The organism is Streptomyces sp. NPDC002809 (assembly GCF_040295435.1).
GTDB lineage: Bacteria > Actinomycetota > Actinomycetes > Streptomycetales > Streptomycetaceae > Streptomyces.
In genome coordinates, this window is record NZ_JBEOVJ010000079.1 from 1 (window position 1) to 19,881 (window position 19,881).

The following is a 19,881-nucleotide window of genomic DNA, read 5'->3' on the forward strand; positions in this document are numbered from 1 at the left end:
GGGGCGTGGGGGGGGGGTCTGGCGGCCGGGCGTCAGCGAGCCCGGCCGGGGCCGGCCGGACTCGCTGACGCGCAGCCCCGGGTGTCAGCCGATGGCCATCTTGTTCTGCCACCCGGTGACTATCTGGGTTCCGGACCCCGCAAGGGCCGTCCGGGAACCGGCGTAGAAACGCACGGTGCCATCGGTTCTGAGCGTCCAGATGTCCGGGATCTGGTCCCCGTTGGCATCGGGGGTACCGAAGAGGAACCGGATGGAGGAGGATCCCCAGCCGCTCGCCCCGTAGACGCTGTCGGCTCCGTCGGCGGAGTTGACAGCGGCGGCCAGCGAGTTGAGGTCGACCCCGCCGCCCGTGGCCTTCTTGCCGGTGCGCAGCAGGAGGCGGCCGGACTCGTCGGAGCGGTAGACGAGGTCGGTGACCCCGTCACCGGTGATGTCCTGCACGGTGACGATGTCGCGAGCGGTCCAGGGGGAACTGGAGAGCTGTACGGCCCGGTCGATGGTGGCGCCGTTGTAGCCGACGAAGGCCCAGATGGCATCACCGACGGTGGCGAAGAAGTCTGCCTGCCCGTCGCCGGTGGCATCTCCGGCGGACACGATCTGGGTGATGGTGTCCGGCTTGGGCGCGTTGGCGGGCAGGAGGATCTCCTGGCGCTTCTCGATGTTGACGGCGCCGTATCCGTCGCCGGGATAGACCCACAGCTTGTTCTCACGGCGTGCGACGAGGTCCTGGAGGCCGTCGCCGCCGTAGATGTCACCCAGGTGCGTGATCAGTGTGTTCTTCCAGTACCCCCTGGGCGCGCCGACGTAGGCCGGTTTGCCGTCGTCGCCGCTGGGATCCTTGGCCGGGTTGTCCTGGTAGCCGGCGGATCCGGAGAATCCGAGTCGGCCGGTGCCCTTGGTGAGGTCGGTGGTGTACTCGGAGGGGTAGGCGCGCAGGTCGCCGTTGCCGTCGACCACCATCAGGTCGGGGAGCTTGTCGCCGCCGAAGTCGCCGGGGGCGTCGGCCTGGTCGCGCGGGGTGACGTAGAAGAGGTACTTGCGCGGCTCGGACTTGTTCCCGGCGTCGTCGACCGTCCGCGCGTAGAGGACGTTGGGTCCGGCGAGCGGGGGCTTGGCGTTCGAGACGGTGGTGAGCGTGGTGACCGCCGCGCCGTTGGTCCGGGCGGCGGAGAAGACGTACGAGCCCTGGTTGAAGCTGAACTCGTACTTCACCACGTCGGTCTGGGCGGCCTTGAAGACGAAGGTGCCGGCCGTGCCGAACTTGACCGTGCTCCACTTCGAGTCCTCGGGAGCATTGCCGAATCCGTCGTCCGCGGCGTCGGCGTCGGGGAAGTGCGGTGAGGTGATGACCGGCGGAGACGGCTTGGCGTTGTCGAAGACGAACCGGCACGGTACGGCCGAGGCCGGTGCGTAGCCGGATGTCGCGCCGTACTTGTCGACCGATCGCGCACGCCAGGAGTAGGTCACGCCGTTCTTGAGGCCGGTGGTGGCCAGTGGGCTCGTATGGACGCGCGCCGAGGAGGTCCCACTGCCGACGGAGACGTTGGCCTTGGAGCCGAGCAGGTTTCCGCTGCCGCCCGTCGGCCACAGTTCGAAGCGGACGGTGGCGAGGTTGCCGTCCTTGTCGGAGCTGTTGGCCCAGAACGTGATCTGTGAGGCGGCGACATTGACGTACGGCGCCGTGGTGTCGCAGCTCAGCTCAGGATCGAGGTCGAGAGCGGTGGGCGCGGCGGGCGGACGGTTGTAGAGCAGGTCGACGTAGGGGTCGTTGCCGCCGTCGGCCTGGAGCTTCTTCCAGGAGTACTGCGAGCTCTCGTCCGTGGCACGGAAGCCGAGCGTCATGGTCTTCCAGCCGCCGTTCACGGCGCGTTGGGCGGTCGGCTTGACGTTGAACGCCTCGTACTTGTCGGGGCAGGACGCGGACTTCCAGCCGTGCGCGAAGCTGCGGCTGGCCAGCTTGTTGGCGCTGGTCATCTTCGGCGCGTTCTTCCAGGTGGTCTTGGAACTGATCTCACCGGTCAGATAGATGTCCATCCGACGGGGGCTGCACGACCACGCGTACGTCTCCAGGACCCGCAGGGTCGCTTCGTGGACGGTGGCGCCCTTGAGGTCGGCGTCCCAGTCGATGGTGAAGAACGACCGGGAGGTGCCCCACGTGTCGGACTCGAAGCCGACCCGGGCCTCGTGCGTGCCGCCCTTGTTGAAGTTCCGTCCGTTGTAGAAGTTCGCGCTGGGGTGACGGCTGTAGGCGGTGGTCCAGTCGTTGGTGTGCTTCTTCACCGACGGGTCGATGAACACCGGATACACGGTGTCCGGGTCGGTCAGAAATGCCTGATCAGGCGTCAGGAGCCAGTCACTGCCCGAGAGATCGGCCTCCACGAGGGTTCCTCGGGAGTCGGGCTGCGGGCCGGACAGCGCAGTCAGCGAGAGCGTCGCGGCCGGACCGGACTGGGTGGGTTCGGGGGTCGGCTCGCCCGGCACCGGGGGTTCGGTTCCGGTCGGCTCGGTGGCGGAGGGGTCGGGCGCCTCGTCCGTCGCCTCCGTGAGCACCTCGTTCCAGGTGTCGCCCTGGTCACCGTCGTTGACGGTGCCGGTCGGTTCGGGGGAGGCGGACGGCTCCTCGCTGACGGATCCGCCGTCGGGCGTGTCGGTCGGCTCGGGCTCGCTGCTCGGCGGCGGATCCGACGAGCCCGCGGCGCCGTCGGACATCGCGGGTGTCCCGGAGCTGTCCCACATCAACGGAGTGGGGGACACGGCGATTTCCTCGCCCTCGGCGTCCACGGCGCTGAGTATGGCGCTGGTCGGGTCCAGCAGGAAGCGCAGGTCGGGCGAGGACAGGCCGTACGAGAGCTGCGCCACGCGCGGATCGGCGGCTGCCTGACGGTTCTTCACCACGACGACCTGTGCGAACCCGCCGTCGTCCGCCGTCAGCAGGAGATCCGCACCCGGCAGAATCTCCGGATAGAGCGCACGGGAACCGTCGATGATGGGCTGCGGGATCGGCCCCGGCCAGGTCAGCACGATGTCGTGGCCGCCCGTCGTCAGCGTCACCAGCGCGTTTCCGCCGGCCGCTCCCGCGTCGGTGACCAGGGAGGCCCTGCGGATGGTGGCGCGCGAGGCCCGTGCCGAACCGTTGCCCGCCGCTCCGGGAGAGAACGTCATGCGGGTGTTGGTGGCTCTCGGGGACCAGCCGCCCTCGACCCGGGACAGGTTCGGGTCGATGGCCTTCCAGTGACCCCCCACCTTGGCCCGTACCGGGCTGGTGTGAATCCGGCGCTGAAGCAGCCCGTCCGGGCGCGCCCAGGTCGTCGAGTACGCGGTACGCAGCGCCGACGCCTCCACCGGTGAACCGGTCCTGCTCGCCTTCGACGCCGCCCCCGCCTCGTCCAGCGGCGCAGCGGCGGCGCGGTCGGGCGCCGCCGTCCGGCCCTCCGGGGCGTCGGACCGGTCGAGTCCGGCATAGGTCAGCCCGGACACCACGATCGCGGCCACCGTGATCGCGGCAGCCGTCCTGCGTCTGGCCGTAGGCCGCCAACTGCTCTTCATACGCGCGTTTTCCTCCCCCTGATACCGGATCGGTGACGGACCGCCGACCGGTCACTCCTCTCCTTCACGCCTCACGCCGTTGTGCACAGAGTGTGAAGACGCGAGCAGATCATGACCCAGGAACGGCACCGCGTCACCTGCCGACGGTCGCCGACCGCAGCCGGGCGGTGCCCCTCCGTGGGGCGGGGCGCGGAAGCCGTCGGCAGCCGGACGCGCCGCCGATGTGGTTCCGCGGGGGCCGGGAAGTGCCCCATCTGCGGTCAAAGGCACAAATCCGGCGCACATTTGATGGGCTTTCAGGAGGGAAGTGGGGATGGGATCCCAATGATCCACTTGAGCTGCCCATCGGGTGTCGTGGGGGCTTCGCCCGTTCTGTATGGCACTTGTTGCAGTTGATCGGTTACCTGATGTGATCATGATCACGCATGCGCGATTTCGCCTGGCTTTTCTTCACAGCGTGACCACAGAATCAACGCCTTCGTAGCAAGTGGCATTGCCTGTGGACTGGCAGGTGCCGCTCCTGTCGTCCGGGGGGACCACGCTGTGCCCGTTCTGCCGTCCGTGCGCCCAAGGCGCCGCCGCTCCGCCGTGTTCACGGTCATCGCCACCGGTCTGATGCTCGCCCTGCTGCCTGTGCAGGCGTTCGCCCTCCCGCCCGACCCCTCGAAGGCGGAGGTGCCGCGCGAGGAGCTGGTCCTGGAGAAGCTGGGCCAGGAGAAGCTGATCGACGGATCGACGCGCGACGCCAACCTCGAAAGCATCGCGGCCGAGGCGCCGGAGAACACCACCGAGGCGCCCACCGGCACGACCAGCCCTCCGGCCGGTGACACCGCGCCCGTGACCTTCGGCAGCGCGCTCCAGCAGGATGCGTCCGGTGCGAAGTCCGGCGCGAAGTCCACCTCGGCCGCCGAGGCCGACCCCGCGCCGGTCCCGGCCGGCAGTCTGCCGGTGAGACTGGGCCGCGCGCCCGGCGCCGAGATGCCGACCGGCACCTGGCAGGTCGGCATCATCGACCGAGCAGCCCCGGCAGCCGACGGAGTCGACGGCGCGGTGCTCACCGTGACCGCCCCCGCCGGAGCCTCGGTACCCGTCTCCGTCGAGCTCGACTACAAGGCGTACCAGAACCTCTACGGGGCGGACTGGGCCTCCCGCCTGCGCTTCGTCCAGTTCCCCGAGTGCTACCTCACCACCCCGGACCTGGAGGAATGCCGGACCTACCAGGAGCTGGAGACGACCAACGACACCAGCGGCAGGACGCTCACGGCGACGGTCGACACCGCGGCCGACGGCACGGTGACGCCCGCCTCCGCGCCGCTGATGTCCCCGACCGCGGAGCGGACCGCGTTCGCCACCGCGGTTGCCGCGGGCGGCGACAAGGCGGTTGTCGGTGCGGTCGACTCCGGTGCGGGCGAAAGCGGTTCGTTCAAGGCGACCCCGCTGATCGGCGACGGCAAGTGGGCGGCCGGCGGTTCCTCGGGCGCGTTCACGTGGTCCTACCCGCTGACGGTCCCGGCCCCGCCGGCCGGCCCGACCCCGCAGATCTCCTTCGACTACTCGTCCCAGGCCGTCGACGGCAAGACCTCCACCAGCTCCCCGCAGGCGTCGTGGATCGGTGAGGGCTGGGACTACGAGCCCGGTCACATCGAGCGTCGCTACCGGACCTGCCAGGACGACCGGAAGGACACGGACGCGGGAGCACCCAACAACAAGGAGAAGAAGTACAAGACTTCGGACCTCTGCTGGGTGTCCTACAACGCCGTGATGTCTCTCGGCGGCAGGACGATCGAGCTGGTGCGAGTGGGCACGACCGACACCTACCGCCCGAAGAGCGACGACGGCACCCGTGTCGAGCTGAAGACCGGCGACGGCGTCAACGGTGACAACAACGGCGAGTACTGGCTCGTCACCCTGCCCGACGGCATGCAGTACTCGTTCGGCCTGAACAAGGTCGGCGGAGGACACGCCGACACCAAGTCCGTGTTCACCGTCCCCGTATACGGCAACCACCCCGGCGAGCCCTGCCACGCCGCCGCGTTCGCCGACTCGCGCTGCACCGAGGGTTCCACCAAGAAGCAGCAGGCCTGGTACTGGGGTCTGGACAAGGTCGTCGACGTCCACGGGAACGCGATGATCATCAACTGGGCCCAGGAGACCAACTACTACGCCCCGAACAAGAAGTTCAAGTCTCCGGAGCAGTACATCCGCGGCGGCTACCCGACCAGCATCGAGTACGGACTGCGCACCACCTCGCTCACCTCGCCCTCCGCACGCGTCGTGTTCAACGTGAAGGAGCGCTGCCTGGCGGCCGGTTCCGCCTGCGACGAGGCCGCGTTCAACAACACCAAGGACCCCGCCTCCTACCGCCCCTGGTGGGACGTCCCGGGCAACCTGAACTGCAAGTCCGACTCGAAGCTCTGCCCCGCCTTTCCCTCCTTCTGGAGCAGGAAGCGGCTGGACTCCGTCACCACCGAGTCGGCCCGGCCCGGCAGCACCGCGCTGGCCAAGGTCGACACCTACGGCCTCCAGCAGAGCTTCCCCCGCGACTGGTACGACACCTCGCCCGGCCTGTGGCTCAACAAGATCACCCGTAGGGGCTTCGCTCCGGGCGACTCCACCGGCACCCTGCTCTCGGACGCCGGGGTGAGCTTCTCCCCTTACGTGGTCGCCGCCGACCACCCCCTCGGCAGCTACCTGAAGGACCGCCAGCTCCGCAACCTCGTGCCGACCTCGTCGTCCGACCCGCGCCCCGGCTTCACCCGGCCCCGCATCGGAGCGATCTCCACCGAACACGGCGCGGACATCGAGGTCATCTACAAGGGCGGCTGCCGTACCCAGCCCTCGGTGGCCCAGGACAAGAACACGAACACCTGCTTCCCCACCCGCTGGTCCCCGGACGGCGAGGACGAGAAGCCCGCGCTCTCCTGGTTCAACAAGTACGTGGTGGACTCGGTCACCGAGACCGACAAGATCACCGGCGTCTCCGACCGCATCACCACCAAGTACAGCTACACCGGCGCCGCCTGGGCCAAGAGCGACGACGAGTTCTCCAAGCCCGACCTGCGTACCTACAGCGACTGGCGGGGCTACCGGCAGGTGGTCACCGTCGAGGGCAGCAAGAACGTGCCCTCCAGCGGCAGCCCGCAGACCCAGTCCTACGCTGTCACCCGGTACTTCCAGGGGATGGGCGGGGCCGTCAAGGACTCGAAGAACGCCGTCACACTCCTCGCCGACGACCAGGACCAGTACGCCGGCATGGCCGCCGAGACGCTCACGTACGACGGCAGCGGAGGCCGCGTCCTCTCGCGCACCCTCAACTACCCCTGGTCCAAGCAGACGGCGTCACGGGACCGGGACGGCACGACGGCCCTGCTGGCACACCGCACCGGGATCGCCCGGTCCGACGCGATTCAGACGGTCGAGAGCAGCTGGCGGGCCGTGCGCACCCGGACTGAGGTCGATCCGGACTACGGGCTCCCCGTCCAGGTCGAGAGCGCCGTCGTCAAGCCGAACGGAACGGGCGAGACCCTCAGCGACTACACCTGTGCCCGGACGGAGTACGTCCACAACCCCGACAAGGGGCTGATCGGCCTGGCCAAGTCCGTCCGCTCCACGGCCACGTCGTGCGCCGCGTTCGAAGGCGCCGATCCGGCCACCGAGGTGACCGGATCGCTCCGGACCTCCTACGACAGCCTGGCGTGGGGCGCGGTACCGACGAAGGGGCTGCCGACGACCGTCGCCGACATCGACGGCGGCGGCACCGCCCACTCGGTCCTCACCGTCTCGACGTACGACCCGCTGGGGCGGGTCCGCACGGTGAAGAAGCCCGACGGCGGAGTCACCGAGACCCAGTACACCCCGGCCGACAGCGGCGGCCCGGTCACGTCCATCAAGACCATCAACCCGAAGGGGCACCCCGAGGTCACCACGTTCGACCCCGGACGGGCCATTCCGCTCACCGTCACCGACGCCAACGGCAGGGTGACACGCATGGAGTACGACGGTCTCGGCAGGCTGGTGAAGGGGTGGTCGGCCTCCCGTTCGTCCGGAACCCAGTCGCCCAACGTGCAGATCGCCTATCAGATGGCCGTCGCCACGCCCACCGTGACCAGACCGACGGCCGTGACCGTGCAGACCCTCAAGGACGACGGAGGATATGCCAAGCAGGTCACCGTGTACGACGGGCTCATGCGACAGGTCCAGACGCAGAGCGACGCGAGCGGTCCTGGGCGCATCATCACGGACACGTACTACAACGACCACGGCCTGGTCCGTGAGCAGACCAAGCCCTACCTGACCGCCGGAGACCCGCAGCCCGCCCAGTTCAAGCGTGCGTCCGACAGCATTGTCCCGAGCCTCACGAGGACCCGTTACGACGGTCTGGAGCGCCCCGTCCGCGTCTCCTCCATCCTGCTGGGCGAACCGCAGTACGCCTCCGTCACCGCCTACCACGACACCAGCACCTACGTCGCCCCGGCCGGCGGCGCGGCACCGGCGACGAACACCTGGACCGACGCTCGCGGCCGCGTCACGGAGATCCAGCAGTACACGAAGTCCGACTCCTCGCAGTGGCGCAGCACCGAGTACGAGTACGACGTCAGAGGCAACCGGAAGAAGGTCACGGACCCGGCGGGCAACACCTGGACGTACACCTACGACACCCGCGGCCGGACGGTCACCGCGACGGACCCCGACACCGGCGAGAGCCTGTTCGGCTACGACGCCGCCGACCGGCGGACCAGTGTCAAGGACGGTCGTGGCATCACCTACACGGAGTACGACGAGCTGGGTCGCGTCAAGGCGGTCCGCGAGGGTTCGACCACGGCCGCTCCCGTCAAGGAGTTCACCTTCGACGCCGCCGGCGCCCTCGGCAAGCCGGTCGCTTCGATCCGCCACGACAAGAGCGGCGACTACATCAGCAAGGTGACCGGGTACGACACCGACTACCGGCCCACCGGCCGTCAGACGGTCATCCCGGCGAACGCCATGACCACGGGTGTCTCCGGGACCTACACATACGCGTACGCGTACTCGGCGACGGGCAAACAGCTCTCGGCGACGCTGCCCGCGGCGGGCGGTCTGGCCGCGGAGAAGGTCGTCACCCGGTACAACAGCGACGGCCAGCCCGTGTCGACGTCCGGACTGAACTGGTACACGTCCGACGTCACCTACTCCCCGTACGGCGAGACGCTCCGCACGGTCAGCGGCCCGCAGCCCTACCGGGTCTGGACGACCAGCTTCACCGACGAGACCACCGGCCGTCTCCAGCGCAAGGTGGCCGACCGTGAGACCGCGAACTCCCACCGGATCTCGGACGACTTCTACTCGTACGACATCGCGGGCAACGTCACCTCCGACGCGCGGAAGGTGACGGACGGAGCCACCTCCGTCTGGGACAACCAGTGCTTCACCTATGACGCCGTGGGCGAACTCGTTCACGCGTGGACGTCCTCCGTCACCACGCTCGGCAGCGGCAACGGAACCGGCTGCAAGTCCGCGGACGGTGCGGTGTGGGGAAACCGGACGGACGCCGAGCCCGCCTCGGGCCCGGTCGCCGACGCACCGGACACGGCCGAGGACACCGACTCGTCGTCCCCCGACCCGGCCCTGGCCGCTTCGCTCGCCGCCGCGGGTCCGGCCACCGGGTCCGTCGCGGTGGGCACGACGTCCTACTGGGACAGCTACACCTTCGACGTGATCGGCAACCGGGCGGGGATGACCGAGCACAGCCCGCTGGACCCCACGAAGGTCACGAAGCTCGCCTACGGCTACGGAACGACGGTCACCGGCAACGGCACCTCGCCGACGACCGTCACCCAGCCGCACACGCTGACCGACGTGACCTCCACACCGGCCGGCCGGGGCGCGGGCTACACCTACGACCTGGCCGGCAACACGAAGGTCCGCGACCTGGCGGACGTGACGCAGGACCTGGAGTGGACCTCCGAGAACCGGCTCGAGAAGATCACCTCCGACGGTGTGACGACGAGCTACGTCTATGACGCCGACGGCAACCGGATCCTGGAGTCCACCCCCTCGGGCAGCGTCCTGTACCTGGGGGAGACCGAGCTGAGGACCGCGGGCGGAAAGATCACGCGAGCCACCCGCGCGTACACGCAGGACGGTGCCCCCACCGTGGTGCGCTCGACAGTCAACGGAGCCACCACCGGCCACAAGCTGCATGTCCTGCTGGCCGACCATCTCGGCACCGGGACCACCGCGGTCGAGATGGCCGCGGGGCAGCCCCTCACGCGCCGGGCGTTCAAGCCGTACGGAGAGGCGCGGGGCACCCAGCCCGCCACCTGGCCCGACAGCCGCAGCTACCTGGGCGTCGGAATCGACGACAAGGACACGGGCCTGACCCATCTGGGAGCCCGTGAGTACGACCAGTCGACGGGACGGTTCATCTCGGCGGACCCGGTCATGGACTCGGCCGACCCCCTCCAGATGAACGGCTACGCCTACAGCCGCAACAACCCCGTCACCCACCGCGATCCCACCGGTCTGTACGACCCGGACAGGCAGGCGTACGAGGCGCAGAAGGCGCGCGAGGCACACAACCCGGGGCTCCACAAGCCCCGGGCGAGCCCTCCGCAGGTTCAGAACACGAAGCTCCGGGGAATCCTGTCGAACCTCTACCTCCGGCCGCAGGTACTGGGCGGCCTCGGTGACGGCAAGACCGCGACGGCCCTGATCAACGAGTTCAACAGCGGGAAGCCGACCGTGAAGCTCTGGCACCTGGAGAAGGGATGGGCTGCCATGAGCGGACTGGCCGACGTGATGGGCAAGGACAGGGAGGCCCGGGTCAGGGCGAAGCAGGGCAAGTCCAAGGCGAGTGATGTCATGCTCTCCGACGAGGACATGAAGGTGGCCAAGAGCGAGGCGGCCGAGCTGTGGAAGGCTCTGAACGCAGAGGATCTCACCGGCGTCTACGGGAAGATGGTGGCGGAGAACCCGCTCCTGAAAGCGACGTTGACGAAGAACCGTGCCAAGGTCCTCGACGAGCCCGAGATGGCCGATCTCACCGGCCGGAAGTTCGAGATCCGCGGCAAGAGCCCCTGGCCCGTCCCCAAGGGCGAAGCACCGCGTGTCAGCGGATTCGCCAAGGGATTCGGCATCGCCGGAGGGGTGCTGACCGTGGCCCAGGCGCCGGCCCTGATCGAGGAGCACGGCTGGGGCGGCGGTCTGTGGGAGATGTTCGAGGGAATGGTCGATCCGTTCGGGGTGGAGGACAGCAGCATGTCGTCCCCGTGTGACGACAATCCGAACGCCTGCATCGCCTGACCTCCCCGGCCCTCCCCTTCTTCCCCGCCGCGTCGTCGAGGCGGGGAAGGAGGGGAGGGCGCTGTACTCTCGCTCCGCCGGTTCTATCGAGAAGGTGAATGGATGCGGGCGTCCGCCATGACGCGTTCGAACGTGCAGGAGATTCTCCTGGACACGGTGCCCGAGGCGGCGGAGCCCGTCCGGCTCCTGGCGGAGGAGGAGCCGGACGGCGAAGTCCTCCTCTTCCCGCTCCTGAGGGACGGGTTCGCCGACCCGCTGGTGATGCCCGCGCTGCGGCGTCCGTCGGCGCACGAGGATCTCCTGCGCCGCTGCTTCGCGTGCGTCGATCTCGGCCTGCGCAGCGCGGACACGACACTGAACGACGCGTTCTGGTTCCAGGTGCTGGAGCTCCTGCTCGACGACCTGGACGTGCTCGACGCGGCCTACCCCTTCATGACCGATGAGACCCGGGACTACGTCCTGGAGAAGCTGACGGACTTCGGAGTCCCGCTCACGCCGCACTGGTCGGAATGGGCCGGGAGCCGCTGAGGGGAGCGTTGCGGGCGGACGCCGGGCGGGAACGTCGCATACGGATGCCGGGCGTACCAGGCATCCGTCCGGTTGCCGGGTACGCCCGGCAATCGTCCTGCCGAAGGGGTCGTCAGTTGAGTCCCGTGGGGTCAGAGCCGGCTGAGGAAGTCGGCCTTCTTCGCCTCGAACTCACCCGGAGTGATGACACCCGCATCGCGCAGTTCGCCGAGTTTCCGCAGGAGATCCATGATCTCCTGCGAGCTCTGAGCGGGGGCCGCCGGGGCGGGGGCCGGGGATCCCCACGCAGGAGCGGCGGGGGCGGTTGCGGGGGCGGGTGCACCCCACACGGGAGCCGGGGCGGGCGGGTACGGGGCTGCGTGCCCCGGTACGACCGGGGCGCCACGGTGATCCGGGTCCCGCGTGAGCGCGCCGTTGTCCTGGCGGTCATGGAGAGACATGGCGTGCCCGCACCCTCGGCAGTTACGCGTGAAGGCCATGCCTGCTTCGCTGAGGCCCATGGTCGCTATGCCCGCGGTCCAACGGCCCGCCTTCCGGGCGCCTTCACCGATGGCACTGTTGGTGCATCGCTTGCAGTCGGGGCAGCCGGTCTGTACGCGCGCCATGATCAATCCTTATTGATTCTCGAACATTGCCGGGGTGTCTCGTCGCCCGCCGACTCAAAATCGTACAAGTGGGTCGAGAGGGTGTGTGACGGAGGTGAGCGAGGGCGTGTTCACGGCTGGGGGCGGTACGGAGGAGCCTGGAGCAGGTGCACGGCCGGCGACTTCACGCTGCGCGGTCACGGACACGCCCGTCGTCGCGCCCCTGCGCTCGGCGCCGACATCGCGGCGCAGGATGCGATTCCAGGAGTCTGCTGCCGACCGCCGCGGTCACCGTGAGCGTCGGCGGGGCGCATCTGCCGGTCCTGCTGGTGCGGGAGTCCCGGGGCCCAGGGCGAGGGCCGGCCGAACGGAACGTGCCGTCAGTAGACGTCGCGGACGTAGCGTTTGTCCGCGGCCAGGCGCCTGACGTAGGCGGCGGCTTCGTCGTTCTCCATACCGCCATGAGTGGCGACGATACCCGTGAGCGCCCGGTCGACGTCCTTGGCCATGCGAGCGGCGTCGCCGCAGACGTAGAAGTGGGCGCCGTTCCGGAGCCACTGCCACAGGCGCGGGCCGTGTTCGCGCATCCGGTCCTGGACGTAGACCTTGTTGCGCTGGTCGCGGGAGAAGGCGAGGTCGAGGCGGTCGAGATGGCCGGATGCCTGGTACGCCTCCAGTTCCTGGCGGTAGTAGAAGTCGGTGGCCTGGCGCTGTTCGCCGAAGAAGAGCCAGTTGGGGCCGGTGTGGCCGCGGGCCTGGCGGTCTTCGAGGAAGCCGATGAAGGGGGCCACGCCGGTTCCGGGGCCGACCATGATCATGGGAGCGGCGGGGTCGGTGGGCGGGCGGAAGTGCGGGGACCGCTGCACGAAGACCTGGACCGGGCCGTCGTCCGCGCAGTCGGCGAGGTAGGTGGAGCACACCCCCTTACGGTTCCGGCCGAGGTCATTGGTGTAGCGGACGACGGAGACCGTGAGGCGGACCTCGCCGGGGTGGGCGAGCGGGCTGGAGGAGATGGAGTACAGACGGGGCTGGAGGCGCCTGAGGACACCCGCCCACTCCGACGCCGAAGCCCGGACGGGGAACGCCGCGACGACGTCGGCGGCCTGGCGGCTCCAACTCCACTTCGCGAGGGCGTCCTTGTTGTCGGTGCGCAGCAGGCGCTTCAGGTCGTGGCTTCCGGTGCGGTCAGCGGTGAACCTGAGCAGATCGGTGGTGATGCGGGAGATGTCCAGGCGGGTGCGCAGCGCTTCTTCGAGGGGGATGGGCGAGCCGTCGCCGAGGTCTACCGGCTCGGCGGGGTCGAGCCCGGTGAGGGCGAGCCATTCGGCGACGAGCGGGGTGCCGTTGGTCGGCCGGACGCCGAGAGCGTCCCCGGCGTCGTAGGCGAGTGTGCCGTCGCGGGTGTCGAAGGCGAACTGCCGGACCTCCTTCCCGGAACCGGGCAGACTCAGCCGCCTGTTGCCGACGAGCAGGGTGGCGAAGGGCGATGTTTTGGTGTATCCGGCGGGTGCGGGTGCGGGTGCGGGTGCGGGTGCGGGTGCGGGCGGCGGGGTGGCGACGGTGAGGGTGGTCGCGCCGGTGGGTTCGGAGAGGGGCTTTCCGTCGGCGCCTGCCGGGACAGGCTGCCGGTCGGCGGCTGCCGACAGGGCGGTGACGACCTGGTCGAGCCACCGAGCTGCGGCCTCTTCGAAGTCCGGCTCGCAGTCGAGGCGGGGGATCAGCCGCGTGGCCCCGAGGGCGTCGAACCGTTCGTCGAGCCGGCGGCCGTAGCCGCAGAAGTCGGCGTAGGAGGAGTCGCCGAACGCGAGTACCGCGTACCGGGTTCCCTCCATCCGTCCGGCGTCCGGGCCGGACAGCGCCTGCCAGAAGTCGGCGCCGTTGTCGGGTGCGTCGCCGTCACCGAAGGTGCTGGTGACAAGGAGGAGGTCCGTGCCGGCGGTGAGGTGTGCCGGCGACGCCTCGGCCATGGGGAGCAGTTCGGGGGCGTGGCCTGCCTGGGTGAGGCGGGCGGCGGCGCCTGCGGTGAACTCCTCGGCGTTTCCGGTCTGCGAGGCCCACAGGATGACCAGGCGGCGGGTCGGCGCGCCCGTGTCGGCGGCCGGGGCGCCGGTCTCCGCGGGTACGGGGGCGGGAGCCGTGGCGGCGGGCATGGCGGTGCGGGAGAACATGCCGGCGAGGACCCCGTCGACCCACAGGGCGTGGCCCGGGTCGAACGGGGCGCCCGGCGGCAGGACGGGAACGCGTCCGTCGGGGGGTGTCAGGGCGAGGCCGGACAGATAGCCGGACAGGTAGTGGCGTTCGTGCCCGGACAGGGGCGCGGGGGCGAGGCCGGTGGTGCCGAACAGCGTGGCGAGCGCGTGGACGGGGGAGTCCGCGGCGGCCGGCGCCGGTGCCGGCATCGGCGCGGGGAGAACGGGGGTGGTCTCCGGCTCGGTGCTCGGGTGGGCAGCCGGCACGGGGGCGGCCGTCCTGGCGAGAGTGACGGCACAGACCTTGAACTCGGGCTGGAAGGAGACCGGGTCGACGGCGTCGTTGGTGACGGCATTGATGCTGAGGTATTCGCCGAACAGATCGTTCCAGTGGAACGGTGCGAAGCAGTTGCCAGGACGCACGCGGTCGGTGACCACGACGGGGAGCACGGCGCGCCCCCGGCGGGAGGCGACCTCCAGGTGCTCGCCCTCCGTGATCCCCAGGGCGGCGGCGTCCTCGGGGTGGACCTCCACGAACGGACCGGGGTTGAGCCTGTTGAGCTTGGCGACCTTGCCGGTCTTGGTCATCGTGTGCCACTGGTGTTGCAGGCGGCCGGTGTTGAGGACGAACGGGTAGTCGTCGTCGGGGAGTTCCGCCGCAGGGAGGTGCGGGCGGGCGAAGAACTGTGCGCGTCCACTCTTGGTCGGGAAGGCCAGCCGCGGGCGGGTGCCGTCCTCGCGCTCCAGCAGGGTCTGGCTGACGCCGTCGTTGAGGTAGCGGATCGGGTTGCGGTCCGGGCCGTCGGCCGTCGGTGCCGGCCACTGGACGGGTGTGGTGCGCAGCCGTTCGTAGGTCACGCCGCGCAGGTCCCATCCCGTCTTGGGATTCCACGCCTGCTTGAGTTCCTCGAACACGTCCTCGGCGCAGGCGTAGGTGAACGCCTCGGCGAAACCCATCGCGCAGGCGACCCGGGCGATCAGCTGCCAGTCGGGCAGTGCCTGCTCGGGAGGGTCGACGACGCCCTGTACGAGGGTGAGGTTCCGCTCGGAGTTGATCATGACGCCGTCGGACTCCGCCCACAGCGTCGCGGGCAGGACGACATCGGCGTAGGCGTTGGTCTCGGTCTCGGCGAAAACATCCTGGGCGATGACGAGTTCGGCCGCCTCCAGGCCGGCGATGACCGTTTTGCGGTTGGCGACCGAGGCGACGGGGTTGGTGCAGATGATCCAGCACGCCTTGATGTCACCGGCGGCCATCTGCTCGAACATCTCAACCGTGCCGTGACCGGCCTCGGTACGCAGGGAGCTCTCGGGGATGCCCCACAGGTTCTCGGTGAAGGCGCGCTCGGCCTCGACCAGGACGGAGCGCTGGCCGGGCAGGCCGGGCCCCATGTAACCCATTTCCCGGCCGCCCATGGCGTTGGGCTGGCCGGTGAGGGAGAGGGGGCCGGAGCCCGGGCGGCAGATGGCGCCGGTGGCGAGGTGCAGGTTGACCAGGGCGTTGGTGTTCCAGGTGCCGTGCGTGGACTGGTTCAGGCCCATGGTCCAGCAGCTCATCCACTCACCCGCCTCACCTATCCACTGTGCGGCCTGCCGGATGTCGCGCTCGGGGATGCCGGTGATCTCCGCGACCCTCTCGGGCGGGAAGCCGTCGAGGAAGGCAGGCATCTCCCCCCAGCCCTCCGTGAACTCGGCGATGAACGCCTCGTCGGTGTGGCCGTTCGCGACGAGCAGGTGCAGCAGGCCGTTGAGCAGGGCGAGGTCGGTGCCGGGCTTGATCTGGAGGAAGAGATCGGCTTTGTCGGCGGTGGCGTTGCGGCGCGGGTCGACGACGATCAGCCGGGCCCCGGCCGACTTGATCCGGTCCATCATGCGAAGGAAGAGAATCGGGTGGCAGTCGGCCATGTTGGCGCCGATCACGAAGAACGCGTCCGCGTGGTCGAAGTCCTGGTACGAGCCGGGCGGGCCGTCCGCGCCCAGCGAGAGCTTGTAACCGGTTCCCGCGGAGGCCATGCACAACCGGGAGTTCGACTCGATCTGCTTCGTCCGGACGAAGCCCTTGGCCAGCTTGTTCGCCAGGTACTGCGCCTCCAGGGACATCTGCCCGGACACGTAGAAGGACAAGGCGTCCGGCCCGTGCTCGTCCAGGATCGCCCGCAGCCTGCCGGCCACCGACGCTATCGCCTCGTCCACGTGCGTCTCGGCGGGCTGGGCGCCCCGCTCCGTGCGCACCAGAGCCTTGGCCGCACGGCCGGGCGCGGCCATCACGTCCGCGCTCGTCGAGCCCTTGGTGCACAAGCGGCCGAAGTTGGTGGGGTGGGCCTTGTCGCCGGAGACCTTCGACGCGTGACTCCGGCCGTCGGCGGGGTCCCGTGTGATGCCGAGCACGATTCCGCAGCCGACCCCGCAGTACGAACAGACCGTACGGACACTGTCCTTCTTCGAGCCAGCCGGCACCGAACCTCCACTTTCCGGTCTGCTTACCGTTCGCGTGGGCCCGCGCGGTTCGCTGCGGCCGATCCCATGACCAGCACCGTAGAAAGACCGGGTTTCCGCTCCGTCACGCCCTGGGAGCGCCCGGGATTACACCTCACGCACACGTCCTGGCGCCGGTATGTGAGGTCGCCGGCTCATCTCGTCGCCGCGGCCCCGGGCGCGGGGCGCCTCGGAGGCTGGTTCTACGAGGAGGTGCTGGACCGGGCCCGACCTGCGGCCCGAGCAGGTGGTGCCTTCTCGCGGGGGTGCGAGCGGGACCGCGACCGACCCCGTCAGCGGGTGGTGCCTCGCAGACCGTGGACGTGTCCCCGCCCGGTCGTCTCAGACGGGGTAGGCATGGGTCTGCGTCGCCTTCACCGTCGCCCAGACCGCCGCGCCCGGACGCAGGTCGAGTTCGGCGGCGGCGACTGTGGTCAGGTCGGCGGTGAGGGGGATCTCTCCGGTGAGGGCGGCGCGGATCTGGTCCGAGTGGGTCTCCAGGCCCGCGATCTCGCAGCGCCAGAGGTTGCGGGCGCTGGCGCCGGCGGGCCGCTCGCGGTGAAGGGTGACCGCGTTCGGCGGAAAGGCCACGAAGACCGGGCCGGACAGGGCCTCCGTGGTGGTGAGGGCGGGGCCGGCGTCGAGGCGGACGGTGTGCCCGTCGGCTGTGCCCCGGTAGAGGTTCAGGCCGACCAGCTGAGCGATGTAGTCCGTGCGGGGGTGGCGGGCGATATGGGACGGGACACCCTCCTGCACGACCTGGCCGTCCTCGACCACGACCAGGCGGTCGGCCAGCACCATGGCGTCCAGCGGATCGTGGGTGACCAGGACGGCGACGGCCTCGAACTCGGCCAGGTGCCGCCGGAGTTGCGACCGAACCTCCAGACGGGTGCGGGCGTCGAGCGCCGCCAACGGTTCGTCCAGGAGCAGCAGGCGCGGGTGGGTGGCCAGCGCGCGGGCCAGGGCGACACGCTGGGCCTGGCCGCCCGACAGCCTGCGTGGCCTGGCGCCGGCGTGGTCCGCGAGCCCCAGCCGGTCGAGCCATTCGGCGGCCTGGGCCCGGGCCGCCGTTCTGGTCGCGCCGTGGCAGCGCGGTCCGAAGGCCACGTTGTCCAGGGCGGTCAGGTGCGGGAAGAGCAGGTAGTCCTGGAAGACGACACCGACCGGGCGGGATTCCGGCGGCGTACGGTCCAATGCCGTTCCGTCCAGCCGCAGATGGCCGCCGGTGAGCGGAGTCAGGCCGGCGAGGGCGCGCAGGGCGGTGGTCTTGCCGGCGCCGTTGGGACCGAGCAGGGCGACGACTTCTCCGGGTGCGACGGCCAGAGCCACGTCGAGACGGAAGGCACCGCGTTCGACGACGAGGTGGGCGTCGAGGCCCTCTTCGGGTACGGCGCTGCGGGCGGAGTCGGGGGTCCGGGTCATCCTGCTGTCATCCAACGGTCACGCAGGCCCGCCAGCACCGCGACGGACACGGCGAGCAGGACCAGGCTGAGGGCGATGGCCGCCTCCGGATCGCTCTGCAGCGCCAGATATACGGCCAGCGGCATGGTCTGGGTACGGCCGGGAAAGTTGCCGGCGAAGGTGATCGTCGCACCGAATTCGCCCAGGGCGCGGGCCCAGGCCAGCACCGCGCCCGCGGCGATGCCGGGCGCGATCATCGGCAGTGTGACCCGCCGGAAGGCGGTGAAGCGGGAGGCGCCGAGCGTGGCGGCGGCCTCCTCGAAACGCGGGTCGGCCGCGCGCAGGGTGCCCTCGACGCTGATGACGAGGAACGGCATCGCGACGAACGCCTCCGCGATCACCACTCCCGCCGTGGTGAACGGCAGGGTGATCCCGAACCAGTCGTCCAGCGTTTTGCCGACGATGCCGTTGCGGCCGAGTGCCATCAGAAGTGCCACACCTCCGACCACGGGGGGAAGGACGAGTGGCAGGGTGACGAGGGCCCGTACGAGGCCTCGGCCGGGAAACTCGACGCGGGCCAGCAGCCAGGCGAGCGGCACACCGATGACGAGACTCACCGCCGTGGCGGCCGTGGCGCAGACCAGCGACAACTGGAGCGCCTGCCACACCTCCGCGCTGGTCAGCAGCTCGGGCAGGCTGGTCCAGGGAGCCCGCACGAGCAGGGCGAGCAGCGGCACGATCAGGAACGCCAGGCCGAGCAGCGCGGGCACCAGAAGCGGCAGCGGCACGGCTCGGCTGCCGCCTCTCCGGACGCGCCGGCGCCGCGACCCACCCCGGAGGGCGCCGGTCGCGGAGCCGGACTCGGCGAGCTTCCTCACGGCTTGAGGAACCCGGCCTCGGTCAGGACCTTCTGGCCCTCGGAGGACTGCACCAGGGCGATGAACGCCTTGGCGGCATCGGCGTTCTCCGTGTCCTTGAGCTGGACGATCGGGTAGTCGTTGATGGCGTCTGCGGACTCGGGGAAGTCCACGCCCTCCACCTTGTCGCCCGCCGCGTGGACGTCGGTCTTGTAGACGACGGCCGCGTCGGCCTCCTTCAGCTCGACCTTGGTCAGAGCGGACTTCACGTCCTGCTCGTAGGAGACGGGGGTGAGCTCGAGCTTGCCGGCGTCGAGGGCCTTCTGGGCGGCGGCGCCACAGGGCACCTCCTTGTCGCAGAGGACCACCTTGAGGCCGGACGTGGTGAGGTCCTTCAGCGAGGTGATCTTGTCGGGGTTGCCCGGCAGGGTGGCGATCTCCAGCTGGTTGCGGACGAAGGTGGCGGGCGCGCCGGAGGCATCCCCCGCATCGGTGACGATCTTCATCGTCTTGGGACTGGCGGAGGCGAACACGTCGGCCGGGGCACCGCCGGTGATGCTCGCGGCCAGGGAGTCGCTGCCGCCGAAGCTGAAGGTGACCTTCGTGCCGGGGTGCTCCTTCTCGAACTCCTTGCCCAGGGCGGTGAAGCTCTCCTTGAGGGAGGCGGCGGCGAACACGGTGACCGTCCCGGACAGCTTCTCCGATGAGGTGGAGGCGGAGGGACCCGACGCCGCCGACGAGGTGTCCTCGGACGAGGAGCAGGCGCTCAGAGCCAGCAGGGCGGCGGTTGCCGCACCGGCCACCTGAAGAGTCCGGCGGGTCCGGCGCACGGTACGGGTCATCACGGGTCTGCTCCCTCTTGTCCTGACGGACACAATCACCTGTGGTCCTGGCGGACCCTCTGAGGTCTCTCGACGACCACGCGGGCCGAAGCGATCACGGCATCCGCGGTGGGTGCGCATGCGCTGATAATACTTCCGCAGATGCGAGGTGAAAGTCTGCTGTTGCTTCGCATGAGTC

At 69.9% G+C, this 19,881-nt stretch carries 8 protein-coding genes; 2 read left to right on the forward strand and 6 right to left on the reverse strand.

Annotation, left to right across the window (positions count from 1 at the left end):
* Positions 1-84: 84 nt before the first annotated feature.
* On the reverse strand, positions 85-3,546 hold the full coding sequence (locus tag ABT025_RS31860) for a DNRLRE domain-containing protein (RefSeq protein ID WP_351002018.1): 3,462 nt from the start codon (positions 3,544-3,546) through the stop codon (positions 85-87).
* 615 nt (positions 3,547-4,161) lie between these two features.
* Here ABT025_RS31860 and ABT025_RS31865 point away from each other — a divergent pair.
* Positions 4,162-10,827, forward strand: a complete 6,666-nt coding sequence (locus ABT025_RS31865) for an RHS repeat-associated core domain-containing protein (protein ID WP_351002061.1) — start codon at positions 4,162-4,164, stop codon at positions 10,825-10,827.
* 117 nt (positions 10,828-10,944) lie between these two features.
* On the forward strand, positions 10,945-11,355 hold the full coding sequence (locus ABT025_RS31870; protein ID WP_351002020.1) for a hypothetical protein: 411 nt from the start codon (positions 10,945-10,947) through the stop codon (positions 11,353-11,355).
* Positions 11,356-11,486: 131 nt separating this feature from the next.
* On the opposite strand, the gene ABT025_RS31875 is transcribed toward ABT025_RS31870, so the two are convergent.
* From ABT025_RS31875 to modA, 5 genes are all read right to left on the reverse strand, one after another.
* Positions 11,487-11,585, reverse strand: a complete 99-nt coding sequence (locus tag ABT025_RS31875; protein WP_351002022.1) for an SHOCT domain-containing protein — start codon at positions 11,583-11,585, stop codon at positions 11,487-11,489.
* A gap of 734 nt (positions 11,586-12,319) precedes the next feature.
* Positions 12,320-16,585, reverse strand: coding sequence for a bifunctional nitrate reductase/sulfite reductase flavoprotein subunit alpha (locus ABT025_RS31880; RefSeq protein WP_351002024.1), 4,266 nt, complete (start codon positions 16,583-16,585; stop codon positions 12,320-12,322).
* Positions 16,586-16,945: 360 nt separating this feature from the next.
* Positions 16,946-18,025 (reverse strand): ABC transporter ATP-binding protein, encoded by a 1,080-nt coding sequence (locus ABT025_RS31885; protein WP_351002026.1) that lies wholly within the window; start codon positions 18,023-18,025, stop codon positions 16,946-16,948.
* Complete coding sequence (modB, locus tag ABT025_RS31890) at positions 18,022-18,882, reverse strand: molybdate ABC transporter permease subunit (protein ID WP_351002028.1); 861 nt, start codon at positions 18,880-18,882, stop codon at positions 18,022-18,024. Before modB ends, ABT025_RS31885 begins: the two co-directional genes overlap by 4 nt.
* Complete coding sequence (gene modA / locus ABT025_RS31895; protein WP_351002030.1) at positions 18,879-19,703, reverse strand: molybdate ABC transporter substrate-binding protein; 825 nt, start codon at positions 19,701-19,703, stop codon at positions 18,879-18,881. The genes modB and modA overlap by 4 nt, the downstream gene beginning before the upstream one ends.
* Positions 19,704-19,881: the final 178 nt, after the last annotated feature.

What these genes read in the sequence shown, in the direction of transcription:
- ABT025_RS31860 (WP_351002018.1), bottom strand. Translation starts at nt 3,546, where the DNA reads ATGAAGAGCAGTTGGCGGCCTACGGCCAGACGCAGGACGGCTGCCGCG.
- ABT025_RS31870 (WP_351002020.1), top strand. Translation starts at nt 10,945, where the DNA reads ATGACGCGTTCGAACGTGCAGGAGATTCTCCTGGACACGGTGCCCGAG.
- modA (WP_351002030.1), bottom strand. Translation starts at nt 19,703, where the DNA reads ATGACCCGTACCGTGCGCCGGACCCGCCGGACTCTTCAGGTGGCCGGT.
- ABT025_RS31885 (WP_351002026.1), bottom strand. Translation starts at nt 18,025, where the DNA reads ATGACCCGGACCCCCGACTCCGCCCGCAGCGCCGTACCCGAAGAGGGC.
- ABT025_RS31865 (WP_351002061.1), top strand. Translation starts at nt 4,162, where the DNA reads ATGCTCGCCCTGCTGCCTGTGCAGGCGTTCGCCCTCCCGCCCGACCCC.
- ABT025_RS31875 (WP_351002022.1), bottom strand. Translation starts at nt 11,585, where the DNA reads ATGGATCTCCTGCGGAAACTCGGCGAACTGCGCGATGCGGGTGTCATC.